Genomic DNA, 26351 nt, shown 5'->3' with positions numbered 1-26351 from the left:
CTGGGTCGGTCCGGTGGGCACCGCTGAACTAAGCTTCAAGCCATGCACAAGCTGGCAACGCTGTCCCTGGCGAACCGTGCGCTGATTGCGCTGATTACGGTCTTTGTGGCCGTCTTCGGCGTGATCACCATGGGTTCCCTGAAGCAGGAACTCATCCCCTCGCTGGAGTTTCCCCGGGTCACCGTTGTCAGTTCCATGCCAGGCGCTTCGCCCGAGGTGGTGGACAAGCAGGTCAGCGAGCCTCTGGAACGCGCGCTCACCGCCGTCGAGGGTCTCGAATCATCCTCGGCGGTGTCGCGCACCGGACGCTCAACGGTCAGCCTGACGTTCGTCTACGGGACCAACTTGGACCGTGCGCGGAGCCAGGTGGACCGCGCCATTTCCAACGTCCGCCAGCAGCTGCCCGACGACGTCGTGCCCCTGTCGCTGGCCGGAAGCATCGCTGACTTCCCGATCGTCTTCATGGCGGTCTCCTCCGACCTGACATTGAGCGAGCTCAGCACCGAGCTCAACCGGGTAACCGTGCCACGGCTGCAGAACATAGCAGGCGTGCGGGGCGCCGAAGTTTCCGGGGGCCCCGGCCGGCACATCGCAATCCTGCCCGACAACAAGGCCATGGCGAAGGCCGGCGTTGGCGTCTCCGCCATCGTGGACAGCCTGGCCAACAGCGGCGGACTGGTCCCCGCCGGCGCTGTGGAGCAGGACGGCAAGAGCCTGTCCGTGCAGGTCGGCAGCCCGCTAAACAGTCTCAAGGCCATCCAAAACCTCCCGCTCTCCCCCGCTCAACCAACGACGGCGGAGCAGCCGTCCGCGCCTTCCCCGCCCGGGGCGGGTCAGGCGCCGTCCGGGCAGTTCCCCGGCGAGGGCCAGCCGGCCCCGCCGGGCACCGGAGCCGACCAGGGTCAGGTGCCCGTGCCGGACAACGTTCCCGGCCAGCAGCAATCCGGCCAGCAGCCGGCCGCCAGCCCTGCCACGATCGGTGAAGTGGCCGAGGTCAGCATTGCCGACGACGAACAGACCTCGATCACCCGCACCAACGGCGAGCTGACGTTGGCACTGGCCGTCACCAAGACGCCGGACGGCGATACGGTCACCATCTCGCACGCCATCGAAGAACTACTGCCCGACCTTGAAGCCGAACTGGGCAACAACGCCCAGATCACCACGGTGTTTGACCAGGCTCCGTTCATCGAGAAATCCATCAAGGACCTGACCACCGAGGGCCTGCTGGGGCTGGGCTTCGCGGTGCTGATCATTTTGGTCTTCCTGCTGTCCGTGCGCTCCACGCTGATCACGGCGATTTCCATCCCGCTGTCGCTGCTGGCCACGTTCATTGGCCTCACCGCGCTGGACTACTCGCTGAACATCCTCACACTCGGCGCGCTGACCATTGCGATCGGCCGCGTGGTTGACGACTCGATCGTGGTGGTGGAGAACATCAAACGGCACCTGAATTACGGCGAGGCCAAGCGCGAGGCCATCCTGGCCGCGGTGCGCGAGGTCGCCGGCGCCATCACCGCGTCGACCCTGACGACGGTTGCGGTATTCCTGCCCATCGCGTTCGTCGGTGACCTCGCCGGCGAGCTGTTCCGGCCGTTCGCCATCACAACCGCGCTGGCCCTGCTGGCCTCGCTGGCGGTCTCGCTGACCATAGTGCCGGTGCTCGCCTACTGGTTCGTGAAATCCCCCGCGGCACAGCAACGCCCGGACGTGCAGGCAGTGCGGGCAGCAGCCTCGGAGAAGGAAAGCCGTTCGCTGCTGCAGCGCGGCTACCTGCCGGTGCTCGCCGGCACCCAGCGGCACCCGGTAATTACCACCGTGGCCGCGCTGCTGGTGCTGGCAGGTACCGGAGCGATGGTGCCGCTGATGCAGACCAACCTGCTCGGCGACAGTGGGCAGAACAGCTTCAGCCTGCGCCAGGAGATGCCGGCGGGAACCAGCCTGGAGACCACGGACAAGGCCGCGGTTCCGGTTGAGAAACTGCTGGCCGGCATCGACGGAATCGAGGAAGTCCAAGTCACCATGGGCAACGCCGGCGGTGGTATCGGGACGTTCCTGTCCGCCGGGGCATCCGTGGCCCAGTACACCGTGATCACCACGGAAGGCATCGATCAGGCGGCGCTGCGCGACAAGGTGCGCTCCGCCGTCGATAATCTGCCCGGTGACGCGACGTTCACGCTGGGCACCCAGGGCGGCGGCTTCGGCACCTCGAGCACCGTGGATGTGCAGGTCTCGGCCAGCAAACCGGATGAACTGCAGGACGCCTCCGACCGCCTGGTCAAACTGTTGCGGGACCTGCCGGGGGCCGCAGAGGTGTCGAGCAACCTGTCAGCGGACGAACCCGTGGTGCAGGTGAGCGTGGACCGCGCCAAGGCGGTGGCTGCCGGCCTGAATGAGGAGCAGGTCGCCGGCCTGCTCGCGTCCACCATCAGCCCATTGCCCGGCGGTACCGTGCGGATCGGCACCACCGACTTCCCGGTCCTGATCGGCAAGGGCAGGCAGTTCTCCACCGTCGACGAACTGCGCAGCGTCGAGGTGCCCACGGCCGCCGGACCGGTGCCGCTGATCGACCTGGCCACGGTAAAGCAAACCAGCGTGCCGACGTCGATCAGTACCAGCGGAGGTGAACGCACCGCCGTCGTCTCCGTGACGCCAGAGGGAGACAATCTGGGTGCGCTCAGCGGTGAAGTGGCGGCAGCCCTGGACAGCACCGACCTGCCGGCCGGTGTCACGGCGAGCCTGGGCGGCGCGGCCACACAGCAGGCGGAATCCTTTGAACAGCTGGGCTGGGCGCTGCTGGCCGCCGTCGCCATTGTCTACGTGATCATGGTGGCCGCGTTCAAGTCCTTGGTGCAGCCGCTGATCCTGCTGGTCTCCATCCCGTTCGCGGCCACCGGTGCCATCGGGCTGCTGGTCCTCACCCAGATTCCGCTGGGTCTGCCGTCCCTGATCGGCATGCTGATGCTGGTGGGCATTGTGGTGACAAATGCGATTGTGCTGATCGACCTGATCAACCAATACCGGCGCCCGCACGACGGCCGCCCCGGCATGAACGTGGCGGATGCCATCACGCACGGCGCACGGCGGCGGCTGCGGCCCATCCTCATGACTGCGCTGGCCACCATCTTCGCGCTCACGCCGATGGCGCTGGGGCTGACCGGCGGCGGCGGTTTCATTTCGCAGCCGCTGGCCGTAGTGGTGATCGGCGGCCTGGTTTCCTCCACTGCCTTGACGCTGGTGCTGGTGCCGGTGCTGTACCGTCTGGTGGAAGGCAGGCGCGAGCGCCGCGCGAACCAGCGCACTCCGATCGAGACAGAACTGGTTCCGGCCGGGCGCTGACCCGGCTGAGACCAACGCCTTGGAAGGTGGGACGATGTCAGAGCACGACGCCGGGTCCCGGACCGAGCCGTCGGCGCCCCTCCGCGAAGGCGCGGGCTGGGCCTGGACGCGGCTGCGGTCCTTCGGGCAGCGCATGGGCGGCCTGTCCCGGACCCAGCTGGCGTTTAAGACGGCCCTGGCCTGCAGCATCGCGTGGTTCATCGGACTGCAGCTGCCTGGCGGAGTGGACCAATACCCCTACTATGCCCCGCTGGGTGCGCTGGTCAGCATGTACTCGACGGTCGCCGACTCGATCAAGACCTCCTTCCAGACGCTGGCCGGCTTGCTGCTGGGCATCGGCCTTGCCTGGATCCTGATGCTGACCCTTGGGGTCAACGTCCTCACCATCGGGGTCCTGGTATTCCTGGGCGTTCTGCTGGCCGGCCTGCAACGGCTCGGAGCGGGGCGAGACTGGGTGCCGATGGCCGCCTTGTTTGTGCTGTTGGTGGGAGGGGCGGACCCCGGTGAGTACTCGTTGGCCTACGCGGTGCAAATGGCAGTTGGTGTCACAGTGGGCATCGCGGTGAACTTCCTGCTGTTCCCGCCGCTGAACTTCAACGCCGCCAGCCAAAGCCTGCAGCAGCTCCAGTCCGATCTGGCCGGACAGCTGGAGGACATGAGCGAGGCCCTTCGCGAGGAGTGGCCCCCGGAGCGCCGGTACTGGGCCACCAACGGAGAGAACCTGGGCCGGCTGGGCAACCAGGTCCGGCAGGCGGTCCGGCAGGCCGACCGCAGCCGCAAGGCCAATCCCCGGAGGCGGTTCCATCAACGCGACATCGACGCCGACTGGCGCAATCTGAGGGCGCTCGAGCGGGCCTCGTTCCACATCCAGGACATCACGGAGGTGCTCACCGCCGTGATCTGGGAGGAACATCTTGAGATTCCGGCCCCGGTCTTGGAACCGCTGGCCCAGGCTTTGGGCGCCGCGGCCGACGCGCTCCGCAGCATGAACGCCGACGATTTGCCGCAGAGACTCGACGAAGCGCGCGAAACCCAGCGGCTCCTCGCCGGGGCCCTGGGCGACGCTGTCTCCCCCGGGACCCCCGCGACTGCCGCGGCCTCAATCTTCGTCAGCCTGGACCGGATACTCGCGGCGCTCAACCGGCTGATGGAAGATTCTCCGGGGGGCCTGGGGCAATAGGGCCGGAGGCCTGGTCCCCCGACCTCCTCCCCCTGGGGACAGCCTGGCCCGGATCGGCATCGGATCGGACCGGGTTAAACCATGAACGCGCTTTCAGGGGCTTCCCAACGCCGCGAAATTCGGTTCTCATTAGCCTACTCGTGTCGAGCAGCTGGCACTGTAATCCTCTACGCCAGGAGAATGACTTGCTGGATGTGGGCAAAATACGCGGGTCCAAGACGGCCCGGACCAGCACTGTTCCATTCATTGGGGCATTTGAAAGTACATACCTGCCCCGACACGACCGCGATGTGGCGGAGCTGACCGGAAGCTACGCCGACTGGGGACGCCATCTCGATCACATGCGCGCGGCAGGGGTATCCCGGGTGCGGTTTCCTATTCGCTGGCACCGGGTGGAGCCGGTACAAGGGATCTTCGATTGGTCCGAAACCGACCGGCAGCTTCAGTTCCTCCGGTCCCGCGAGATGGAGCCGATCGTCGATCTGGTGCATCACACGAGTTATCCGCGATGGCTCGACGACGGATTCAGGGACAGGAGGTTCCGAGCCGCCTACCTGCAGTATGCGGAGGCCGTAGCGCGGCGGTATCCCTGGCTAACGTCCTACACCCTGTTCAACGAACCGTTCGCCACACTTTTCCTCTGTGGTCACGAGGCCTTGTGGCCTCCTTATGACAGCGGGATTGAAGGCTTTGTGCGGCTTGTCCGCAACGTGCTGCCGGCCATTGCGGAGGCTGCCGGCTGCTGGTCCGAGCTACTGCCCGAAGCCCGCCACATCTGGGTTGATACGTGTGAACACCATGACGGAACGCCGGGAGGACCGGCCGCGTACGCAGCGCTCGCCAATGACCGGCGGCACCTCCTGCTGGACCTGGTTCTCGGACACGAACTCAACGACGAGCGGCCCTTCCTGCGGGAAGTCTTAAAACACGGCGGTGAACAACTGCTGCACTTGCCGCCTGCACGAGTGGACGTCCTGGGTCTCGACTACTATTGCCACTCCGAATGGTGGTACGAGGAATCCCGCGGGCACGCGCCCTCGCCCTTTCCGCTGGGCTTTGCCGCATTAGCGGAACACTACGGCTCACGCTACGGGTTGCCCATGCTCCTGAGCGAGACAAATATACGCGGGACCGCCTCGGATCGCGCGTCGTGGCTGCGTTACACCCTGGAACAATACGAGTTGGCGCTGTCCCGCGGAACGCCGCTTGAAGGATACTGCTGGTTTCCCTACGTCGACTCCTGCGACTGGGATTCCATGCTCGCCCGAGCTGCGGGCCGCCACGACCCGGTTGGCGTTGTCGCTGCGGGCGTGTGGGGAGGCCAGTCCCTCACGTGCTTCACGGAATCGTGGACGGCTGCGGCCTCCGGTACCGGAAGCCAGGAACTGCCCGCGTACCGTTTCCAATCCCCGTGCAGTATCCAGCTCCGAGGCCTGCTGCCTCAGATGAGCCATTGGCCATGGCTCAATCCCCCCGAAGAGGAGAACATCCCGCCCGTCAACGTCGCCGACGAAGAGGAACAACTCATGGAACCTTCTCATGACCCGGATCTGGTCGTGCTTTCCCATCTCAGGTGGACCTGGGTCTGGCAGCGCCCGCAGCACCTGGTGTCCCGGTTCGCCGCCGCCCGCGCAAAAACGGGTGCCCGCACCTGGTTCCTTGAGGAACCCATCCCATCTGATGTCGAGCAGCCGGTACTGCGGCACCAGGACGTGGACGGCATTACGCGCGTCTGGCTCGAGCTTCCAAACGTTGCCGGACAGCCGGCTGCACCCGGCTTCGACGCGTCCGGCGCGGAAGAATACGCGGCACTCTTCCGGGAGTTGCTGCTCGCTCAGGCCCGCCTTGCCGCGCCTGACGTGCTGATGTACACACCCATGGCACTGGAGATCGCACGGGAGCTTGAGCCCGGGGTCCTCTGCTATGACGTCATGGACGACTTGGCCTCGTTTCTGAATGCTCCCGAGGCCATGCAGACGCGGCAACGCCAGGCGCTGGCGGCGTCGGATGTGCTTTTTGCAGGGGGTGCCTCCCTACACCGCAGTGTCAGCCGCCATGTGGCCGATGCCTGCCATCTTTTTCCCAGCGGCGTAGACGCCGCCCACTATGAGACCTCCCGACAGCTGCGCAAGAAGCGCGTGCCTGCAGCCCGGAAGGTGGCCGGCTACGTCGGCGTCATCGATGAACGGCTCGATCTTGATCTGTTGGCCGGGCTGGCGGCACGCCTTCCGGAGTGGTTGTTCCGGATTGTCGGGCCGGTCGCCAAAATAAACCCTGCTGCGCTGCCGCAGGCTCCGAACCTTGAGTACACAGGAATGGTCGAGTACGCGGAGCTGCCGAAAGTCATGGCCGAATTCGACGTGGCATTGATGCCCTTCGCCATGAACGAAGCGACACGATCGATCAGCCCGACGAAAACTCTTGAGTACCTCGCTGCCGGGCTTCCGGTAGTTTCAACGCCTGTTCCCGATGTTGTGACCGGTTACAAGAAGCTCGTGCACATCCAAGAGGACGCTGCCGGGTTTGCCGACGCCTGCCGAACTGCTTTGCAAGACTCCGCCGCGGAACGGGACCGGCGGATGCGGCCGCTGCAGAGGCTCCTGAGCTGGGACGCGATCGCAGGACAAATGCATGGCCTCATCTGCCGGAAACGGACCGCCGACCAACTGCCCGACGAGGAAACCGCATGACGACCGGGGCCGGTGCCGGGCGTTTCCTGATGGCGGCGGAGCTGGAACGGGCCCATGACCGGGGAGTGGGCGCGGCAATCGCCGGCCTTCAGGACGCGGCACTGGGCAGGAACCGCCTGACGGGCGTGTCCGTTCCTGCGCTTGCCGAGGCCGCCGTCAGTTCAGCGACACCATTCCTCAGGGCGCCGCTGCTGGCCAGGATCTCCGCAGGGCTGGTGCTTCACCCACCCGCTGGTAATGAAGAAGGACACTGTGCTACCTGCGGCACCCCTGCCCCGTGTGCCACGGCTGAGGCACTGCAATGGTAACCGGTGCCCGGAACAGAGGACCCGATGTTATCGTCGTCGGCGCCGGACTCTTCGGCCTGACAGTCGCCGAGACGGTTGCCCGGGAGTACGGAGCCCGCGTCCTGATGCTCGAACGCAGGGCCCATCCTGGCGGCAACGCATGGTCGGAGGAGGAACCGGAGACCGGGATTGAGGTCCACCGGTACGGGGCACACCTGTTCCACACCTCCAACGAGCGGGTCTGGAACTACGTCAACCGCTTCACGTCGTTCACCGGCTACCAGCACCGCGTCTATACGGTCTTCAAGGGCAATGTATATCCCATGCCGATCAACCTGGGAACAATCTGCGCCTATTTCGGCCGGCACTACTCGCCTGATCAGGCGAAGGAGTTGATCCGGCTCCAAGCGCAGGAAGTGCCGCCCGGAGATGCCGGCAATCTGGAAGAGAAGGCAATCTCGATGATCGGCCGGCCCTTGTACGAAGCGTTGGTGCGCGGCTACACCGCCAAGCAGTGGCAGACCGACCCCCGGGAGCTCAGTCCTGACATCATCACCCGGCTGCCGGTCCGCTATACCTTCGACAACCGCTACTTCACAGACACACACGAAGGATTGCCGACGGAGGGCTACCACAACTGGCTCGAACGCTTCGTCCAGTCGTCGCTGATCGACCTGCAGCTGAGTACGGATTTTTTCAGCATCCGCCCACAGCTCCCGCCAGACGTGCCAATCGTGTACACCGGGCCGCTGGACCGCTACTTTGGATACGCCGCGGGGCACCTGTCCTGGCGGACCTTGGACTTCGAGCAAGAGATCATGCCGATCATGGATTTCCAGGGCACACCCGTGATGAACTACGCCGATGAAGACGTTCCCTGGACCCGGATCCACGAATTCCGCCATTTCCACCCCGAACGGCAATACCCCAAGGACCGCACTGTAGTCGTCCGTGAATATTCCCGGAGCGCCGGACCAAACGATGAACCGTACTATCCGATCAATACCACGCAGGACAGGGACAAGCTCAAGAGTTACCGGCAGCTCGCGGCCCGGGAACCGAATGTCTTCTTCGGAGGCCGCCTGGGTACGTACCAGTACCTTGACATGCATATGGCCATAGCCTCCGCGCTGCACCTGGTCGACAACTCCCTGGGACCTCTTCTCGACACATCGATGCCGTAAGCCCGGCTGCCGGGGGCAGCCGGGCCTCACATCACCGGCCGCGCCGGCCCACCCGGAGCAACGCAGGATGCGCCGGTGATTGACCCCACAACAGCGCCCGGGAATGTTTTGCCGGGGGCCTGCCGTTGACATGACTGAATGCAAATGCATGTAAACTGGTTCCCAGACAGCACCACGAGAGGTAAATCATGGAACTCGGCGTATTCAGCGTCAGCGACGTCACCCTGGACCCAACCACCAACCGCATGCCCACCGAGCGGGAGCGTATCAAGGCATCGGTGGCCATCGCCAAAAAGGTCGAAGAAATCGGCATGGATGTTTACGCCATCGGCGAGCACCACAACCCGCCGTTCTTCTCCAGCTCCCCCACCACACTGCTGGCCTACATTGCGGCACAGACCGAGCGGATCACGCTCTCCACGGCCACCACACTGATCACCACCAACGATCCGGTGAAGATTGCCGAGGACTTCGCCATGCTCCAGCAACTGGCCGACGGCCGCGTTGACCTGGTGCTGGGCCGCGGCAACACCGCCCCGGTCTACCCCTGGTTCGGCAAGAACATCCAGGATTCGCTGGAGCTGACGGTGGAGAACTATGCGCTGCTGCGCAAGCTATGGGATGAACAAGTTGTCAACTGGCAAGGCAAGCACCGCACCCCGCTGCACAACTACACCTCCACGCCGCAGCCGCTGGACGGCGTCGCGCCCTTCGTCTGGCACGGCTCCATCCGCACGCCGCAGATCGCGGAACTGGCCGCGTACTACGGCGACGGGTTCTTCGCCAACAACATCTTCTGGCCGAAGGAGCACTACATGCAGCTCATCGGCCTGTACCGCGAGCGCTACGAGCACTACGGCCACGGCACCGCAGATCAGGCGATCGTGGGCCTGGGCGGGCAGTTCTTCATGCGCAAAAACTCCCAGGACGCGGTGAATGAATTCCGACCCTACTTCGACAACGCCCCCGTCTACGGCCATGGCCCCTCCTTGGAGGACTTCACCGCCCAGACCCCGCTGACCGTGGGCAGCCCGGAGCAGGTCATCGAGAAGACCTTGGCCTTCGCCGACTACTTTGGCGACTACCAGCGCCAACTGTTCCTGATCGACCACGCGGGCCTGCCGCTGAAGACGGTGCTGGAGCAGCTGGACCTGTTCGGCGAAGAGGTGCTGCCGGTGTTGAAGAAGGAATTCGCCGCCCGCAAGCCGGCCCATGTTCCGGAAGCCCCCACCCATGCCAGCCGCAAGGCCGCGCGCGAGGCCAAGCGCGCTGAGGCGGTGTCCAATGGCTGATTCAGCGGGCCCTGAAATCAGGACGACGGCGGCTGCCTGGGAATCGCTGTTCCGCACCCAGGTGGCGGTGATGCGCAGGATGCAGCAGCTGCCCGAGTTCAGGAAGCTCGCCATGCGGGAGTACGACGTCCTGTTCAACCTGAGCCTGTGTCCGGGCGGCTGGAGCCGGCTGAACGAGCTGAACGAAGCACTGTTGATCAGCCAGCCCAGCCTCAGCCGGATGGTGGACCGGCTGGAGAAGAAAGGCCTGGTTCTGCGCCGCACCGCCCGGAACGACCAGCGGGGCATCGAGATCTCGCTGACCGATGAAGGCCGCGCACTGCAGAAAGAGATCGGCCGCGAGCACGTGAAGCAGCTGCACTCCATGCTCGCGCCGCTGCTGTCCGAGGAGGAATTCCGCCAGCTTCAAGGGCTGACCGACAAGATGCGGTTCGGTCTCAAGGAGGTCTGACCTGACGGAGACGTCTGCGGACTTCCGTCGTCCCACGCCAGCCACCGACGCCGAATGGCCGAAGGTGAAAGGGGCCGGAGGTGCCGTCGCCGATGCGGCGGCACCGGACGTGTTCAGGCCGGAGCGTCGCCGGCTATCCGCAGGGACATGATGACCTGCCGGACCGTTTTGAAGCGCTTCGTTGCGAGGTGGTCCTCTGCCTCGGCAATCAGGCCGTAGGCGTCCAGCAAGCCGGTTTTCTCGCCGGGTGCCGGCGTGCCGTGGCGAACGGCTGTGCCAAAGGAGTACGTGCCCACCGGCTCCGGGCCGTTGACGGTGTTTTCCACCATGCAGGCCCGGTAGCCGTCGCCGGCGGGCTTGTCGGTCAACCCCAGCGAGCCGAAGTACCGGTAGCCCAGCAGCGTTCGGTACACAAAGTGCGGCTCGTCGGTCTTGGCGGACACCGCGGCGGGAACCTTTGCCGGTTCGCTGAGCAGCACGCGCAGTTCGGTCATGCCGCCGTCGTCACAGGTGGCTTTCGGCAGTTTGAGCCGGGTATGGAGTTCGGCAGCCAACTTGCCGGAGGAGTCCCGGATATTCAGGTGAAGCCCACGGTCCGAGGGCTGGCGGGGTTTGATCTGCCGTTGCACGACCCAGTCGCCGGGGACTTCGAAACTGAGCACACGGTCCGGGTCGGTGTACACCTTCCAGCCCTCTACCGTAGCTTTACGCACAGGAGCTTTTCCATGCTGGGACGGCAGCCCTGCCGCTGGAGTGGTCCCGGACACCGCCGCTGGTGTCGCCCCCGCGCTGACCGAAGCACCGCCGTCGTTGGCGGATAACAGGCCACAGCCGGAAACCAGCACCATGCACACGATGGCTGCGGCACCCCGTCCGAACGTTCCCACCCTGATCATGGTCCGTCCCCTCAGTCCGTCGGCTGTCCCCGGTATCCGGCAGCCGGCTCAGTCGATAGAGAACCGTCCGCGTCCCACGTCCCCGGGTGCGCAATCCGTGACACGGAGCCTACCGGCCACGGGCTGAACCGGACCCGTTCGCTACCGGATTGTTAGCAGCGACCCGTCCGCTGCCGGCGACGCTCTGGCAACCCTCGGGTACCGGCGGTGCCCTTCGGTGCGGGCGGCCCTTCGGGTGCGGGGGGCCCTTCGCACGGGACATCGGTTGCTCAGCGCCGCAGCGCCTGAACCTCTTTGACCGCGGCCACGACCGAGCGGGCTGCCAGGGCGATCTCGGATTCCTTGACGCCCGCACCGAACGTCAGCCGCACGGCGGTTTGCGCCAGTGCAGGTGCAATCCCCATTGCCAGCAGCACAGCGGAGGCCTCGTCCGAGCCGGCGGCGCAGGCCGAGCCGCTGGAGCAGACCACGCCCCGGCGTTCCAGCTCCAGCAGCACCGCCTCGCCGGAGGTTCCCGGGAAGCAGAAGGAAGCACTGGCGGGCAGTCTCTCGGTTGGGTGCCCGGTCAGCACGGTACCGGGCAATTCCTGCAGGACACTGCGAATCAGGTAGTCGCGGTAGCCCGTGAGCCGCTCCACGGTTGCCGCCCGCTCCCCGTCGGCCAGCGACAGCGCGGTGGCAACGGCCACTGCGCCGGCAACGTTCTCGGTGCCGGACCGCCGGCCACGTTCCTGTCCGCCGCCGTGCAGCACCGGCTCCAGCAGGACCCTGCCGGCAACATAGAGCAGGCCGCAGCCCTTGGGCGCACCCAGCTTGTGGCCGGACACGCTGAGCGCGTCCACCCCGAGTGTCGTGACGTCCAGGTTTAGCCAGCCGGCCGCCTGTACGGCGTCGGTGTGGAACGGGACACCTGCGGCGCGGCAGAGCCCGCTGATGCGGGCGATCGGCTGAATGGTGCCCACCTCGTTGTTCGCGTACATCACCGTGCACAGCGTGGTGTCATCGCGGAGCACGGCTTCCAGTTGGTCGACCAGGACCACACCCGCAGCATCAACCGGCACCCGCGTGACCTCGAAGCCGTGGAAGCGGGCCAGATAATCGGCACCCTCCAGTACGGACGGGTGCTCCACGGCGCTGGTGACAATATGCCTGCCACGCGGGGCGGCGAGCGCGATGCCCTTGACCGCCAGGTTGTTGGCCTCGGTCCCGCCGGAGGTGAAGATGATCTCGCCCGGACGGCAACCCATCACCTCGGCCACCTTGCCGCGTGCATAGTCCAGCGCGCGCAGCGCCGCCTCGCCCACGGTGTGGTGGCTCGACGGGTTGCCGAAGTCCTGCGTCAGCGCCGGCCACATCGCCTCCAACACCTCGCGGCGCACCGGAGCCGTTGCCGCTGCGTCCAGATAAATCACGACGACGATCCCTCACCGGCCGCGTGCCCGGACGCGATCCGGATGTCCAGCCCCAGATCCAGCGACCGCACGCTGTGGGTCAGCGCGCCGGACGAGATGACGTTGACGCCGGTCCGCGCGATCTCGCCCACGGTCTCCAACCGCACATTCCCGCTGGCCTCGACGATGGCGCGGCCGGCCACCTGTTGAACGCCGGCGCGAAGCTCATCCGGGCTGAAGTTGTCCAACATGATGGTGTCCACGCCGGCGGCGAGCACCGGCTCGATCTGCTCGACGCGGTCAACTTCCACCTCGAAATGGACCGTGTGCGGGAGCTTGGCCTTCGCCTCCCGCAGTGCCTCGGTCAGGTCACGAGTGCCGTCCGCCGTGAGCACGGCCAAGTGGTTGTCCTTGGCCATCACCGCGTCGGACAGCGAATAACGGTGGTTGTGCCCGCCGCCGCAGCGGACGGCATAACGCTCCAGCGCCCGCAGGCCGGGCGTGGTCTTGCGGGTATCCACCACCCGGGCCGTAGTTCCGGCCACCTCCCGCACATAGGCGGCAGTCTGGGTAGCGATCCCGCTCAGCCGCTGCAGCAAATTCAGGGCCACGCGTTCGCCCAGCAGGATGGCGCGCGCGTTGCCGCTCAACACTGCCAGCACCTCCCCTGCGTCAAACGCTGCACCGTCCTCGGTTTTCACCTCCACCTGCACGGAAGGGTCCACGTGGCGGAAGACCTCGGCGAGCACCGGGCCACCGCAGAACACGCCCGGCTCCCGGGCGGTCAGCTCCGCCGTCGCCAGGGCGCCGGCAGCAATCAGTGTGTTGGAGGTGATATCCCCCCACGGCGCGTCCTCTTCCAACGCCCCGGCGACAATCCGCTCCAAGGCAGCCCGGTCGATCGGCTGGATGTGGTTCATGGCTGCTCCTGCAGGACTCGCTGGGATGTTGTCGAAAGGTCGGCGGACGCACGGACCGCCGCGGCGTTGACGAAGGCCAGATGGGTGCGGTCCTCCGGTGCCCGGTCGAAGTCGCTGCGGTAGTGGGTGCCAATGCTGTTCTGCCGCGCCGAGGCGGCGGCCACCACCAGCCGGGCAACGGTCAGCAGGGCCTCATCCTCCGCCGAGGCTGCGTCGGTGACCGCTACCTGCCACTGCGCCAACTGCCGGGTGGCGCCCTGCAGCGTTGTACCGTCGCGGACCACGCCCGCGGCGCCCGCCATCAAGGACTGGACCTGCCCGCGCGTGCACGCGGTGGTTCCGGCAGCCTGCCGGCCACCGCCCATCGGCGCGCCCATGTCCAGCGGCACGGCGGCGAACACCGGCGTGCTCTCCGGGCCGTCCAGCACCCCGACGGCCCGGCGGGCAAAGACCAGGCCTTCCAGCAGCGAGTTTGAGGCCAGCCGGTTCGCGCCGTGGACGCCCGTGCAGGCCACCTCGCCCACCGCGGACAATCCGGGTACCGAGGTCCGGCCGTCCGCGTCGGTCCGCACACCCCCCATCCAGTAGTGCGAGGCCGGACGGACCGGCAGCGGCCGCCTCGTCCAATCAAGACCCAACGACCGCACCGTTGCGTCGATCATCGGAAACCTGGCGGCCAGGAAACCCGGGCCCTTCTCCCGCTCGATTTCGGTGGCGTCCAGGAACACCTGCGGCACCAGGCCGAGTTCCTCCTGCCGGCGCAGCTGGTTGTGAATGCAGCGCGAAACCACGTCCCGCGGCGCCAGCTCGGCGTGAGGATGCAGCGCCGGCATGAACCGCTCTCCCGTCCCGTCCACCAACACGGCGCCCTCGCCGCGTACTGCCTCGGAAATCATGAACGGCCTGCCGCCTGTCGCCGCCGGATCCAACAGGGTGGGATGGAACTGGATGAACTCCAAGTCGGCCAGCGCCGCGCCGGCCCGCCAGGCCAAGGCCACGCCGTCGCCGGTGGCCGTGGCCGGGTTTGTGGTGGCCGGGAACAGCTGCCCGGCACCGCCGGTTGCGAGGATCACGACGTCGGTGTCCAGCTGCGCGGGCACCGCACCTTCTGCTTCCGTCCGGCTATCCATCAGCTCCACCCCGGCCACGCGACCGTCTACGGTCAGGAGTTGGCGCACCATGGTGTGCTCGAGGATTTCCAGCCGGCCAGCCTCCGCCAGACCACGGACCACCCGGATCAGGACTTCGGCGATGCCGGCTCCGGTGCGGTCGCCGCCGGCGTGCAGGATCCGCGGCGCCGAATGCGCCCCTTCCAGTCCGAGCGACAAGGCGCCGGCGTGGCGGTCAAAGGCCACACCCCACTCTTCCAAGGTGGCGATTTCCCGTGCTGCGCCTTCGCACAAAAGGCGGACGGCGCCGTCGTCGTTCATAAACGCGCCGGCCGTGAGGGTATCGGCGATGTGGGCCGCCACGGAATCCCCTACAGCTATGCCCTGGTCGGTGACCGCGGTGATCCCGCCCTGGGCGTGCCAGGTATTGGACTCGGCGAGCCCTCCCTTGGTGATCAGGGCGACGGCCGTGTCAGGACGCGCTGCGGCCAGCGCTGCGGCGTAGAGCCCGGCGATGCCGGATCCCACCACCGCCACGCGCCGGGCCGGACCCCGTGTCACGGCTTGGCTGCCAGCATCCGTTCCAGCGCCACCCGGGCGGGGACGGCCACTGAACCGGGCACGGTGATCCGGTTGAGTATCTCGCCACCGGGCAGGTCACCGGTGCCGGCGTAGGCCTCCAGCACCCAGGCCAGATAACCCGGGTGGATCCGGTACATGGTGGAGCAGGGGCAGATCACCGGATCGAGGCAGAAAATGGTGTGCTGCGGGAACTCAGCGGCGAGCCGGTTGACCATGTTGATTTCGGTGCCGATCGCGAAGACCGTCGGTTCGGTGGCGGCGGCCACGGCCTTGCGGATGTAATCGGTGGAGCCTGCTTCATCTGCGGCGTCCACCACCGGCATCGGGCATTCGGGATGCACGATCACCCGGACGCCAGGATAGTCGGCGCGGGCCTTCTCGATCTGGTCGACCGTGAATCGCTTGTGCACCGAACAAAATCCGTGCCAGAGGATCACGCGCGAGTCCTGCAGCGTGGCCTCGTCGTTACCGCCCAGCCTCTTGCGCGGATTCCACAGGGGCATCTGCTCCAGCGGCACGCCCAGGGCCTTGGCCGTGTTGCGGCCCAGATGCTGGTCCGGAAAGAACAGCACGCGGTGGGCGCGCTCGAACGCCCACTCCAGCACGGTTTCCGCGTTCGACGACGTGCAGACGATCCCGCCGTTCTCGCCGCAGAAACCCTTGAGCGCGGCCGAGGAGTTCATGTAGGTGACGGGGATGACCGGGACCTTGCCGTCCGCGTCCGGACCGGTGCCGAGCACGCCGGCCAGTTGGTCCCAGCAGGCTTGCACCGAGTCGATGTCCGCCATGTCCGCCATGGAGCAGCCGGCGGCCAGGTTCGGCAGGATCACTGCCTGGTCGGGACCGGAGAGCATGTCGGCGGTTTCCGCCATGAAGTGCACGCCGCAGAACACGATGACTTCCGCCTCCGGCTTTTCCTTCGCGGCCCGCGCCAGCTGGAAGGAATCCCCCACAAAATCTGCGTACTTGACCACTTCGTCGCGCTGGTAGAAGTGGCCGAGGATGACGAGCTTGTCGCCCAGCTTTTCCTTGGCGGCAAGAATCCGCGTCTCCAACTCGTCGTCGCTGGCCAGTCGGTACTCGGCCGGAATTTCGCCCTGCCGCGGCGTCGTGGCCGGCGCGGGATCGGCCACCGACGCACCCGGTCCGTACGTGGGGGTCCAGGCGCCGCTGGCCGAGGCAGTATCGAAGGCCCACGGCCCCTGTGCCAAACCGGGCGTGCAGGTGGACGCTGCGGGGCGGGCCCCTGCAAGGGCTTCCTCGCGGGTGAGCAGCTGGATGGCGGTGTTGACCGATGGCATGGGGTTCTCCGTTGTTCGGGCGGGGGTCGGGTCGGAAAAAATCGTGGCGGGCGGCGGAGCCTAGGCTGGTGCGTGTGCGGCGGTTCCACGGAGCGCGGCCGGTTCGGCTGAGGAGTCGGCTAGGCGGGCGGGCTGCCCCTGAGCTGAGCAGCGCTGCCGGTGTAGCGGTAGAGCCGGGGTGGCCGATGCCGGCCGCCCTGCAAGTATTCATCGGTCGGTTCAATGTCCGGCGTGGCGCGCAGCTGGCGGCGGAAGTTGGCCGGGTCCAGTTGCTTGCCGAGCACGGCTTCGTAGACTTCGCGGACCTGGGCCAGCGTGAAGGTGGACCCCAGGAAGGCATACGCGATGGAGCTGTATTCCACCTTGTTGCGCAGCCGCCACAGCGCGTAGTCCACGATCTGATTGTGATCGAACGCCAGCTGACCCAGTTCATTGGCGCGCACCCAGCGAACGTTCTCGGTTTCACGGGCCAGCGCTGCCTCGTCCGGCTTCACGAGCGCCCAGTACACGATGGAGACCACTCGCTGCGCCGGAGAACGGTCCAGGCCGCCGAAGGCGTACAACTGCTCCAGGTAGCTCGGCTGCAGCCCGGTAGTCTCCTGCAGGTTCCGCGCCGCAGCATCCTGCAGGGATTCGGCCGAACTCAGCGGGCCGCCCGGCAGCGCCCACAGATCGCGGAACGGCTGGCGGGTACGGCGGACCAGCGGCAGCCACAGGGTGGGGCAGCCAGCCTCCGGATCCGGGCGGAGCGCGAAGATCACCGTGGAGATGGCCAATTCGGGCGGTTGCTGGGCGCGCTCCGACACGTTGGCCGCGTACCTTGGCACGGCTGCCTCCTCCCTGAAGACTAGTAAAAGTCATAATGACTAGATCTCATCCTAGCGGGTTAGGGTCACACTGACCCAATCACATCCCGATGCCGGCGAATTGTGACGGCATCGAGATCATGGCGGCGCCGGCCGAGCCTCCCACCCTTTGTCTCCGGATGACCCGCGTGTTCGTACCGCAACTGTCATTTCCCCCGCTACCGTGGGAAGTCATTGGCAGGTCTCGTTCGAAGGGTCCGGATGCAGACAGCACGGCCCGCGCGGCCCGGGCGCATGGGTCTTTGGCTTTTCGTCGCCCTGCTCGTTGGTTGTTCAGCCTCGCCCACGACCACCTACATCGACACGAGCGGTCGTGAAACGACTGTGGACTGGCGTGATTATCCGGGCCACGCCCACATTGCAGCCGAGAAAATACTTTCTGCACCTACCCGAGAGCAGACCGAACCACTGGCGGAAGCCCTCTTGTCCGACGTGGAATCCGCGCTCAGCAGAGAGTACGGGCTGCGCTGGCAGCGCGACGGGGAAGCGGGCTGGTATCCGCAGGAAGGAAACGGGTACGGCGGCAAGTCCGCGTATTCAACCTTCAACTCCGCCAACCACATCAGCGACTCGGCTCCCCCGGCGCCTGGAGACTGGCAGCGCATCGTTGACATGGTGAACGGGATCCTCGCAGACCATGGTTTCGATGTGCTGGTTCTTGATCACCAGTCAGCGCCGCACGGCGACGATGAAACCTGGCAGCGGGAACAGCGTGAGCGCTTCGGAACCGATGATCCGGACGGATACTGGGTGTGGAGCGGAGCGGCGCAAGCAGGTTCCCAGTGGCTGTCGATCACTCTGCTGGATGTGTCCCGTGACCCGTCCGGCAAGGCAGCCGCAGAAGCCGCGGAGCACGGGTGGGCACCGCGATCGATCACGCTGGGATACGGCGCCACCGCGCTGTCGGAAAGCGACATCGAGAACTTCCGGCGGGACCTTGCACCGTTCGACGGACTGGAAAAGCCGGAGCCGACCACCTCCGACTGACATGACGCACTGTGCACTTCTACATGGCGCCCCGCCGCGTGGCGCCGATCCGATACCCCCGGGTTACGCTTCAGCCATGCACCCACGGCTGGCCGCACTGACGTGGGGAACCGTCGCCCTAGTGGCTCCGGGCACCGGTGCGGTGAAGGCCCCAGGGCCCCCGCAGAAACAGCCGCCGGGTTCAGCGAGGATTGGCGGCAGCCTGGACCAACGGAAGGGCCCGTTCCCGGAAGTGGCTGTTGAGGACGATGACGGATGACGAACGCAGCACCGTGTTGGTCGCCATGACCTGATCGAGCACCCGCTGCAGATCCGCGTTCGACCGGGCGACAACGCAGGCCAGCAGATCGCTTTCACCGGAGACGGTGTGCAGTTCCAACACCTCGGGAATGTCGGCGAGCGCGGCAGCCACGGCGTCGTGCCCGGACTCCTGCCGGATCACGAACGAACAGTAGGCACGCACCACATACCCCAGCGCCTCGGGCGAAAGCCGCGGCCCCCAGCCCACCGTCACGCCGGCACGTTGCATCTTGTCCAGCCGGGCCTGTACCGTGGCACGCGCTACTTTCAGTACCCGCGAGGCCTCCAGCACCGACATCCGCGGGTCCTCCGTGAACAGCGTGACGATGTCGGCATCGAGAGAGTCGATCTGCATGACGCTTGGCGTCCTTTCGCGTTCGGTGCCGCCGGTTGTGGGACACTGCCAGACAAATTGTCAGCTTACGGGCTGCTTTCGCCAAACAACAGGACAGTTGATGCCGCGCTTTACCGCCACCCGCCACCGCGACCCGAATGATCCCGTACCGGCCGGACTCGGCCACGGGATGAAACAGCGCCAGCTGATCATGATGGGACTCGGCAGCGCCATCGGCGCCGGGCTTTTCCTCGGCTCGGGAGCGGGCATTCAGGCCGCAGGCCCGGCGGTGTTGATTTCGTACTTGCTCGCGGGCACGTTGGTGATCATCGTGATGTGGGCGCTGGGTGAAATGGCCGCCGCCAACCCCAGCAGCGGTGCCTTCTCGACGTACGCCGAGAAGGCACTGGGCCGAACCGCCGGCGCCACCATCGGCTGGCTCTGGTGGCTGCAGCTGGTAGTGGTGATCGCGGCCGAGGCAGTGGGCGCCGCGGGCTTGCTGGCCACGGTCTGGCCGGCGCTGCCTGTCTGGCTGCTCGCGCTCGTGTTCATGGTGGTCTTCACGGTGGTCAATTTGTTCGGGGTGCGCAACTACGGTGAATTCGAGTTTTGGTTCGCCATCTTCAAGGTCATCGCCATCCTTGCCTTCCTCGCCATCGGCGCCGCCTTGCTCTTCGGCTGGCTGCCCAACGTCCCGTCGCCCGGGTTGGGCGTCATCTTCGGCGACGACGGCTTCGCCCCCAACGGCATCGCCGGCATCGGCGCCGGGCTGCTGGTGGTGATCTTCGCCTTCGGCGGGACCGAGATCGTGGCCGTTGCCGCCGCGGAAACGGAAGACCCGGGAGCCAGCGTGGCGAAGGCCATCCGGACCGTTGTCTGGCGCATCCTCGTGTTCTACTTCGGCTCGGTGCTCGTGATCGCGCTGACGGTGCCCTGGGATTCGGAGGCACTGGCATCGCCCTTTGCCGCGGTACTCTCGATCGCCCAGATCCCCGGCGCGGATGTGGCCATCACCCTGGTCGCGGCGGTAGCGCTGCTCTCGGCGCTCAACGCCAACCTGTACGGCGCATCCAGGATGATTTTTTCCCTCTCGGAACGCAGCGAGGCCCCCGCTTCCCTCGGGAGGCTCAGCCTCCGCCGGGTTCCGGTCAGGGCAGTGCTGGCCTCCGTGGCGTTTGGTTTTGTGGCGGCCGTACTTGAACTGCTGTTCCCTGAGCGCGTCCTGCCGGTGTTGCTGAACGTCGTCGGGTCCACCTGCCTGGTGGTCTGGGGGATGGTCCTGCTGTCCCAGTTGGTGCTGCGCCGCCGGGCCGACCGCGACGGCACCGAGCTGCCGTTCCGGATGCGCGGCTTCCCGGTGATGACCTATGCGGGCCTTGCCTTGCTGGCCGCGATCCTGGTGCTCGGCTTCTTCTCCCCGGCAACGGGAATCCAGCTGCTCTCGACCCTGGCGCTGATCGCCGCGATAGCTGCGGCGGCAAAACTCGCCGCACGCCGAACACCCGCCGGAACTTCACCTCGCGCGTAGCGCTAAGCAGTTTGCCTGCAGCTATCGCCGGTACGCCCGGCGAAGTGTGCATACTGTTCGGTGATCGCATGGCAGATTGCGCACTTCACGTGCGGTGACTAGTGTCACCGTAAGCAACTGACGCCGTCGCGCTCCGCCCCTGCGGGGGAGCTCTGCGGCACCAAAACGACGTGGAGGAGCAGGCATGAGCAGCGTTCTTTCCCTGGACCCAACGGCGCAGCCCGAGCTGTCCGCCGAGGACCTCAAAGAGCTCTACCGGCTGATGGTGGCGGTGCGCCATCTGGACGAATCAGCCATCCGCTGGCAGCGCCAGGGCCTGATTCCCGGCTACGCGCCGGAACTCGGACAGGAAGCCGCGCAGGTAGGCAGCGGGTACGCGCTGGATATGTCCCGCGACTTCGTCTTCCCGACCTACCGCGAAATGGGCGTGGCCCGGACCGTGGGCGTGGACATGGTCGACTACATGTCCACCCACAAGGCCAGTTGGCACGGTGGCCTCTACGATCCGCAAGCAACCCGGTTCGCCCCGATCCAGGCCGTCGTGGCGGGCTCCGTGCTGCATGCCGTCGGCTGGGCGCACGGGCAGACGCTTTCCGGCACACCGGCGGGCGAACTCGGTGTGGCCATCACCTACTTCGGCGACGGCGCCAGCTCGCAGGGCGACGTCCACGAAGCCATGAATTTCGCCGCAGTCATGAAGGCCCCGGTGGTCTTCTTCATCCAGAACAACGGCTTCGCCATCTCCGTGCCGACCGAGCGCCAAGTGGCAGGCGGCTCCGTCGCCGCCCGTGCCGCCGGCTACGCCATGCCGTCCCTGCAGGTGGATGGCAACGACGCCGTGGCGGTTCACCAGGCGACGGCGGCAGCCCTGGCCCATGCACGCGCGGGCATCGGCCCGGCGGTCGTGGAAGCCATGACGTACCGGCGGGGCCCGCACTCCACCAGCGACGATCCGGGCCGCTACCGCACCCTGGCCGAGGAACGCGCCGACGGCGGCGAAGACCCGCTGCTGCGCCTGCGCGCCCGGCTGGAAGCCGACGGCCTGGCCGGAGAGGACTTCTTCACCGAGGTGCTGGAGGCCGCCAAGGCGGAAGAGGAACGGATCCGGGAGGGAGTGGCAGCCTTGGGCTCCCGCCCGGGCACGGAGATGTTCGATTTCGTCTACCAGGAACCCACACACGCGTTGAAGGCCCAGGCACGCGCCTGGCGGGAGGAGTCCGAGCATGTCTGAGCACACCACCTTGAGCGACCTCGAAGCCGCCATCGACAACACAACAACAACGAGCGCCCAGCAGGAATCCGTGGACGTGGTGGAACCCGGTCTGGCCGCCGTCGAAACTCTGTCCATGCAGCAAGCGCTCAACCGCGCGCTGGCAGAGGTACTGGAAGACAACCCCAAGGCCTTGGTGTTGGGTGAGGACGTCGGGCAGCTCGGCGGCGTTTTCCGGATTACCGACGGCCTTCAGAAGCAGTTCGGCGCCGACCGCGTCTTCGACACCCCGTTGGCCGAATCCGGCATTCTGGGCATGTCGGTGGGCCTTGCGATGGCCGGCTACCACCCGATCCCCGAGGTGCAGTTCGACGGATTCGCCTATCCGGCGATCAACCAGATTGTCTGCCAAGTGGGCCGGATGAACTACCGCAGCCGCGGCACCATGCCGATGCCGATCACCCTGCGCGTGCCCAGTTTCGGCGGCATCCGCGCACCCGAGCACCACGGTGAATCGCTGGAATCGTTGTTCGCCCATGTCCCCGGGCTGAAGGTGGTTTCGCCCTCCAGCCCCCATGAGGCCTACCACCTGCTCAAGCACGCGGCCACGCGGCCGGACCCGGTGATCTTCATGGAGCCGAAGTCCCGTTACTGGCAGAAGGGTCCGGTGGACACCGGCGCCGGAGGAGAGGGTTACTCCCCCGAAGGCTCGCGCATTGTCCGCGAAGGCAAGCATCTGACCCTGGTTGCCTGGGGGGCCATGGTGGCCCGCTGCCTGCAGGTTGCCGAGCTCGCCGCCGAAGACGGCATCGAGCTCGAAGTGCTGGATCTGCGCTGGCTCAAGCCCATCGACGCCGAGGGCTTGGCGGCGTCCGTGTCCAAGACGCGCCGCGCCGTCGTCGTGCACGAGGCACCGCTGACCTCCGGCCTGGGTGCGGAAGTGGCCGCGCTGATTACCGAGCGCTGCTTCGCCACCCTGCGGGCACCCGTTGAGCGGGTGACCGGATTCGACGTACCGTACCCTTCAGGAGACCTGGAAGACGAGTACGTGCCCAACATTGACCGCATCCTGTTCGGGATCCAGCGAGTATTGGAGTATCGCCGTGGCTGAAATTTCGTTCCCCCTGCCCGATCTTGGCGAAGGCCTGATCGAGGCAACCGTGCTGGAATGGCTGGTCGCCGAAGGCGAACAGATCGAACGCAACCACCCGTTGGTGGAGGTGGAAACCACCAAGTCCGCCGTGGAACTGCCTTCCCCCCAGGCGGGCAAGGTCGTGAAAATCTACGGCGGTCCCGGCGACACCATCAAGGTGGGCGAGCCCTTGATCGTCTTCGAGGTCCCGGACGACACCGCCGGTATTGTTGGCACCGTACCGAAGGAAGAAGCGCCCACGCGCCGCGTCCGCCTGACCGCGGCGCTCGACGACGAGGACTGAGCATGGAAACCCACCGGGAGCACACCGTAGAAGGTCTTGACCCGCGCCTGCACGTGCAGGTGCACGAGGCCGCCGAGGGCACCGAGGGCACCCGCCGCCCGGTGCTCCTGCTGCACGGTTTTGCCTCCTCTGCCAAGCTCAACTGGGAGGACGCGGGCTGGGTCACCGCCCTGACCCAGGCCGGCCGGCGGGTTGTCACGGTGGACCTGCCCGGGCACGGCGAAAGCGCTGCGCCGGAAGAGATGGACGCATACGCCCCCAGCCGGATCCGCGCCGACCTGCTGCAACTGGTCCAGGACGTCAAAGTGCGCCCCTTGAAAGAGGACGACGGCGACACCGGGGTGGACCTGATCGGCTACTCCCTGGGTGCGCGGCTGGCCTGGGAGTTCGGTGCCACCCAGCCGGAACTTGTCCGGCGGATGGTGCTCGGCGGCCCCGGCAGCAACGACCCCCTGGCCGACTTCGACCTGCGTGCCGCCCAGCTCTTTCTGGCCGACGGAACGCCGATCGAGGACGTCAACACCGCTGAACTGCTGCGGATGGCCAAGCTGGTGCCGTCCAACGACATCTTCGCGCTGATGACCATGGTCGAGGCGATCAAGGCCGAACCCTTCGTTCCCGCCGAAGCCGTACCGCGGATGCCGGTGCTGCTGGTGGCCGGTGACAAGGACGATTTGGCTGCCACCGCTCCGGACCTGGCGGCGCTCTCCGATGCGGCCGAGCTGATGTGGCTGCCTGCCCGGACGCACGCCAATGCCGTGACCTCGCGGGCGTTCAAGAGCGCCGCCATCGAATTCCTCGCTGGTTGATGGTTCGCGCACCGATCCTGTGCCGCGAACGGCGCTTTTGATCGGTACAATTGCCGATGAGACTAAATTCCTGGGGCGTGGAGGCTTGATGGAGGTATTCCTGGGCGGGCGCTACAGGACGCGGGAGCTCATTGGCACCGGTGGGGCAGCATCCGTGTACCGGGCAGTGGACGAATCTTTGGGCCGCGACGTGGCGGTCAAAATGTTCGCACCGACGACGCCGGACGATGACGATTACCGGCGGCAGCACACCGAAACCCTGCTGCTGGCCACGTTGAACCACCCTGGTTTGGTGACCTTGCTGGATGCCGGCCTGCACACGGCGGCCGACGGCGCGACCACCAGTTACCTTGTGATGGAACTGATTGAAGGGTCCGACCTGCGGCGGCGGCTGAAGGCCGGTCCTCTCTCCGAGGTGGAGACCGCGCAGATCGGCGCGGACTTGGCCGACGCCCTGAATTACATCCACAGCCAGGGAGTTGTCCACCGAGACGTGAAGCCGGCCAACATCCTGCTGGCCAACGGTCACACCGAAGACACCCGGCATCACCCCAAGCTCACGGATTTCGGCATCGCCCGGATGGTCGAAGCCACCATGGCCACTGCCCAGGGCGCGACCATCGGGTCCGCAAACTACCTCAGCCCGGAACAGGCCGTGGGCAACCCCGTCAGCGCAGCCAGCGACGTGTACTCGCTGGCGCTGGTCCTGCTCGAATGCCTCACCTGCGAAAAGGCATTCTCCGGCACACCCATGGAAGCCGCCCTGGCCCGGCTTTTGCGCGACCCGGAAATTCCTGACTCACTCCCCGCTGAATGGGTGGCCCTGCTCACCCAGATGACGCTGCGCGACCCTGATGCCCGTCCTACGGCACACGAGGTAGCCGTGACCCTGCGCAACTTCGTCGAAGCTCCGCTCCCGGACCTGCCTGCCATAGCGTCCGTCAACGGTTCTCCGATGCCCGCCGGCGCCGCCACAGTTTTTGATCCTGGCTCAGCCTCCGAACGCACCGGCGGCAGCACAACGGGGAACATTGCAATACCCGCGCCGCCGAACCGCGCGCCCAGCGTGGGGTGACCCAACCCCCTCATATCTTCCCGTGCGGTCGCCGGGTGCCGTGAACGCTGCCGGGCCGCCGGGTTGCCCATCGTCGTCGTGATGTACACGCGAAAAGTGGACGCTGATCGTCAGTGAACCCGTGCGACCAACCGGTCGGTCAGAAATCCTCCCCCTCCTCTTGACGTGGCTCGCGCCACAGGCCATGATGGATCGTATACGATTTCGCACTTCACAGGAGGATGCATTGTCCGAAGGCAACGTCACCCAGTCCCCGGCCACCCTGCAGGCGGTGGATCAGCAGGTTTTGGAGGACGCCGGCAAGGTGTTGGCCGTGCATTTGTCCTACAAGTCCCGGGCAGAACAGCGCGGACGGATTCCTGCCCACCCTTCCTACTTCATGAAGGCCTCCTCCTCCCTCGCCCTCACCGGTGGCACGGTGGAGCGTCCCGCGGGCACCGAACTGCTGGCCTTTGAGGGCGAAATTGCCTTGGTCATCGGCAAGCCTGCCCGCCGCGTTTCGGTCGATGAGGCCTGGGGCTTCGTGGGCCAGGTGACCGCCAGCAACGACCTGGGCGTCTACGACATCAAGTACGCGGACAAGGGCTCCAACATCCGCTCCAAGTCCGGCGACGGCTTCACCCCGTTCGGCCCCGCCCTGCTGCCCGCCGCGTCAGTCAACCCTGACGCCCTGCGGATCCGCACCTGGGTCAACGGCGAGGTGGTCCAGGACGACACCACGGCAGGCCTGATCTTCTCCTTCGCCCGCATTGTTGCCGACCTGTCCCAGCTGATGACCCTGCACCCGGGCGACGTCATCCTCACCGGCACTCCGGCCGGCTCTTCCGTGATCGTGCCGGGCGACGTCGTCGAGGTTGAGGTTTCCGACGAAGCCGCCGGGCTGAGCACCGGCCGCCTGTCGACGACCGTTACCCAGGGCGAAGCGGAATTCGCCTCCTTCGGCAACACCCCGAAGACCACCGACAAGGACCGCATCGATGCCTTCGGCAGCGAGGAAGCGGCCGGCCTTGCCCCGGCGATCACCGGCAAGTCCGCGCTGACCGAGGAGGTCAAGGCCAAGCTGCTCTCGGTTGCCACGGCCACCATTTCCGGCGCGCTGCGCAAGCGCGGGCTGAACAACGTCAGCGTTGACGGCCTGCTGGCCACCAAGCCCGGCCAAAAGGTCATCGGCACCGCGCGCACGC

General features: G+C 66.4%; 22 protein-coding genes. 15 read left to right on the top strand and 7 right to left on the bottom strand.

All coding sequences use genetic code 11. The features are described from left to right. The first annotated feature begins 42 nt into the window (after positions 1-42). The 7 genes from AC5RWT_RS19360 (at position 43) to AC5RWT_RS19330 (ending at position 10423) form a co-directional block, all read left to right on the top strand. Entirely contained in the window at positions 43-3339 is a 3297-nt protein-coding gene (locus tag AC5RWT_RS19360) for an efflux RND transporter permease subunit (RefSeq protein ID WP_494081581.1), read from the top strand. Positions 3340-3373: 34 nt separating this feature from the next. Then, complete coding sequence (locus AC5RWT_RS19355; protein ID WP_494081580.1) at positions 3374-4519, top strand: FUSC family protein; 1146 nt, start codon at positions 3374-3376, stop codon at positions 4517-4519. A 290-nt stretch (positions 4520-4809) separates the two neighbouring features. Further along, a complete protein-coding gene (locus tag AC5RWT_RS19350; protein WP_494081579.1) occupies positions 4810-7209 on the top strand; it encodes a family 1 glycosylhydrolase in 2400 nt (799 codons plus the stop codon). Then, a complete protein-coding gene (locus AC5RWT_RS19345; RefSeq protein WP_493967946.1) occupies positions 7206-7517 on the top strand; it encodes a hypothetical protein in 312 nt (103 codons plus the stop codon). The genes AC5RWT_RS19350 and AC5RWT_RS19345 overlap by 4 nt, the downstream gene beginning before the upstream one ends. Then, positions 7511-8680, top strand: a complete 1170-nt coding sequence (gene glf / locus AC5RWT_RS19340) for a UDP-galactopyranose mutase (protein WP_494081578.1) — start codon at positions 7511-7513, stop codon at positions 8678-8680. Before AC5RWT_RS19345 ends, glf begins: the two co-directional genes overlap by 7 nt. A 188-nt stretch (positions 8681-8868) precedes the next feature. Beyond that, positions 8869-9972 (top strand): LLM class flavin-dependent oxidoreductase, encoded by a 1104-nt coding sequence (locus AC5RWT_RS19335; RefSeq protein ID WP_494081577.1) that lies wholly within the window; start codon positions 8869-8871, stop codon positions 9970-9972. Next, entirely contained in the window at positions 9965-10423 is a 459-nt protein-coding gene (locus AC5RWT_RS19330; protein ID WP_494081576.1) for a MarR family winged helix-turn-helix transcriptional regulator, read from the top strand. Before AC5RWT_RS19335 ends, AC5RWT_RS19330 begins: the two co-directional genes overlap by 8 nt. Before the next feature lie 113 nt (positions 10424-10536). On the opposite strand, the gene AC5RWT_RS19325 is transcribed toward AC5RWT_RS19330, so the two are convergent. The 6 genes from AC5RWT_RS19325 to AC5RWT_RS19300 all read right to left on the bottom strand — a co-directional run bounded on the left by AC5RWT_RS19325 (position 10537) and on the right by AC5RWT_RS19300 (position 17449). Then, the gene (locus tag AC5RWT_RS19325; RefSeq protein ID WP_494081575.1) at positions 10537-11136 is read right to left on the bottom strand and encodes a hypothetical protein; all 600 of its coding nucleotides are present in this window, start codon (positions 11134-11136) and stop codon (positions 10537-10539) included. Between the two features lie 452 nt (positions 11137-11588). Continuing rightward, a complete protein-coding gene (locus AC5RWT_RS19320; RefSeq protein ID WP_494081574.1) occupies positions 11589-12731 on the bottom strand; it encodes a cysteine desulfurase family protein in 1143 nt (380 codons plus the stop codon). After that, a complete protein-coding gene (gene nadC, locus AC5RWT_RS19315; RefSeq protein WP_494081573.1) occupies positions 12728-13630 on the bottom strand; it encodes a carboxylating nicotinate-nucleotide diphosphorylase in 903 nt (300 codons plus the stop codon). The genes AC5RWT_RS19320 and nadC overlap by 4 nt, the downstream gene beginning before the upstream one ends. After that, on the bottom strand, positions 13627-15300 hold the full coding sequence (nadB, locus tag AC5RWT_RS19310) for an L-aspartate oxidase (protein WP_494081572.1): 1674 nt from the start codon (positions 15298-15300) through the stop codon (positions 13627-13629). Before nadB ends, nadC begins: the two co-directional genes overlap by 4 nt. Continuing rightward, on the bottom strand, positions 15297-16622 hold the full coding sequence (gene nadA, locus AC5RWT_RS19305; protein WP_494081571.1) for a quinolinate synthase NadA: 1326 nt from the start codon (positions 16620-16622) through the stop codon (positions 15297-15299). The genes nadB and nadA overlap by 4 nt, the downstream gene beginning before the upstream one ends. Positions 16623-16741: 119 nt before the next feature. After that, positions 16742-17449: an NUDIX hydrolase gene (locus AC5RWT_RS19300; RefSeq protein ID WP_494081570.1), complete on the bottom strand. Its 708-nt coding sequence runs from the start codon at positions 17447-17449 to the stop codon at positions 16742-16744. A gap of 240 nt (positions 17450-17689) precedes the next feature. Here AC5RWT_RS19300 and AC5RWT_RS19295 point away from each other — a divergent pair, with 240 nt between their 5' ends. Further along, a complete protein-coding gene (locus AC5RWT_RS19295) occupies positions 17690-18475 on the top strand; it encodes a hypothetical protein (protein ID WP_494081569.1) in 786 nt (261 codons plus the stop codon). A 181-nt stretch (positions 18476-18656) separates the two neighbouring features. Here the strand turns inward: AC5RWT_RS19295 and AC5RWT_RS19290 are convergent, their stop codons facing one another. Further along, positions 18657-19130, bottom strand: coding sequence for an Lrp/AsnC family transcriptional regulator (locus AC5RWT_RS19290; RefSeq protein ID WP_493967957.1), 474 nt, complete (start codon positions 19128-19130; stop codon positions 18657-18659). A gap of 100 nt (positions 19131-19230) precedes the next feature. On the opposite strand from AC5RWT_RS19290, the gene AC5RWT_RS19285 reads away from it, so the two are divergent. From AC5RWT_RS19285 to AC5RWT_RS19255, 7 genes are all read left to right on the top strand, one after another. Next, entirely contained in the window at positions 19231-20637 is a 1407-nt protein-coding gene (locus AC5RWT_RS19285; protein WP_494081568.1) for an amino acid permease, read from the top strand. Between the two features lie 184 nt (positions 20638-20821). Further along, a complete protein-coding gene (locus tag AC5RWT_RS19280; RefSeq protein WP_494081567.1) occupies positions 20822-21868 on the top strand; it encodes a thiamine pyrophosphate-dependent enzyme in 1047 nt (348 codons plus the stop codon). Between the two features lie 115 nt (positions 21869-21983). Next, entirely contained in the window at positions 21984-22958 is a 975-nt protein-coding gene (locus AC5RWT_RS19275; protein WP_494081588.1) for an alpha-ketoacid dehydrogenase subunit beta, read from the top strand. Beyond that, positions 22951-23283 carry a biotin/lipoyl-containing protein gene (locus tag AC5RWT_RS19270; protein ID WP_494081566.1) on the top strand — a complete coding sequence of 111 codons (333 nt, stop codon included), beginning with the start codon at positions 22951-22953 and terminating at the stop codon, positions 23281-23283. The genes AC5RWT_RS19275 and AC5RWT_RS19270 overlap by 8 nt, the downstream gene beginning before the upstream one ends. A 2-nt stretch (positions 23284-23285) precedes the next feature. Further along, positions 23286-24092, top strand: a complete 807-nt coding sequence (locus tag AC5RWT_RS19265; RefSeq protein ID WP_494081565.1) for an alpha/beta fold hydrolase — start codon at positions 23286-23288, stop codon at positions 24090-24092. An 88-nt stretch (positions 24093-24180) separates the two neighbouring features. Next, a complete protein-coding gene (locus AC5RWT_RS19260) occupies positions 24181-25167 on the top strand; it encodes a serine/threonine-protein kinase (RefSeq protein ID WP_494081564.1) in 987 nt (328 codons plus the stop codon). 262 nt (positions 25168-25429) lie between these two features. Next, positions 25430-26351 (top strand): fumarylacetoacetate hydrolase family protein (locus tag AC5RWT_RS19255; RefSeq protein WP_494081587.1); only part of this gene is annotated, 922 nt, incomplete at its 3' end.

This window comes from Arthrobacter sp. Dra40 (genome assembly GCF_059091905.1).
The sequence above is the reverse complement of the archived record's forward strand: the minus strand, read 5'-3'. Positions and strand labels throughout refer to the sequence as shown.

Coding starts and splice junctions, on each gene's coding strand:
- AC5RWT_RS19360 (WP_494081581.1), top strand. CDS start 43: ATGCACAAGCTGGCAACGCTGTCCCTGGCGAACCGTGCGCTGATTGCG.
- AC5RWT_RS19355 (WP_494081580.1), top strand. CDS start 3,374: ATGTCAGAGCACGACGCCGGGTCCCGGACCGAGCCGTCGGCGCCCCTC.
- AC5RWT_RS19345 (WP_493967946.1), top strand. CDS start 7,206: ATGACGACCGGGGCCGGTGCCGGGCGTTTCCTGATGGCGGCGGAGCTG.
- glf (WP_494081578.1), top strand. CDS start 7,511: ATGGTAACCGGTGCCCGGAACAGAGGACCCGATGTTATCGTCGTCGGC.
- AC5RWT_RS19335 (WP_494081577.1), top strand. CDS start 8,869: ATGGAACTCGGCGTATTCAGCGTCAGCGACGTCACCCTGGACCCAACC.
- AC5RWT_RS19330 (WP_494081576.1), top strand. CDS start 9,965: ATGGCTGATTCAGCGGGCCCTGAAATCAGGACGACGGCGGCTGCCTGG.
- nadC (WP_494081573.1), bottom strand. CDS start 13,630: ATGAACCACATCCAGCCGATCGACCGGGCTGCCTTGGAGCGGATTGTC.
- nadA (WP_494081571.1), bottom strand. CDS start 16,622: ATGCCATCGGTCAACACCGCCATCCAGCTGCTCACCCGCGAGGAAGCC.
- AC5RWT_RS19295 (WP_494081569.1), top strand. CDS start 17,690: ATGCAGACAGCACGGCCCGCGCGGCCCGGGCGCATGGGTCTTTGGCTT.
- AC5RWT_RS19290 (WP_493967957.1), bottom strand. CDS start 19,130: ATGCAGATCGACTCTCTCGATGCCGACATCGTCACGCTGTTCACGGAG.
- AC5RWT_RS19285 (WP_494081568.1), top strand. CDS start 19,231: ATGCCGCGCTTTACCGCCACCCGCCACCGCGACCCGAATGATCCCGTA.
- AC5RWT_RS19280 (WP_494081567.1), top strand. CDS start 20,822: ATGAGCAGCGTTCTTTCCCTGGACCCAACGGCGCAGCCCGAGCTGTCC.
- AC5RWT_RS19275 (WP_494081588.1), top strand. CDS start 21,984: ATGCAGCAAGCGCTCAACCGCGCGCTGGCAGAGGTACTGGAAGACAAC.
- AC5RWT_RS19265 (WP_494081565.1), top strand. CDS start 23,286: ATGGAAACCCACCGGGAGCACACCGTAGAAGGTCTTGACCCGCGCCTG.
- AC5RWT_RS19260 (WP_494081564.1), top strand. CDS start 24,181: ATGGAGGTATTCCTGGGCGGGCGCTACAGGACGCGGGAGCTCATTGGC.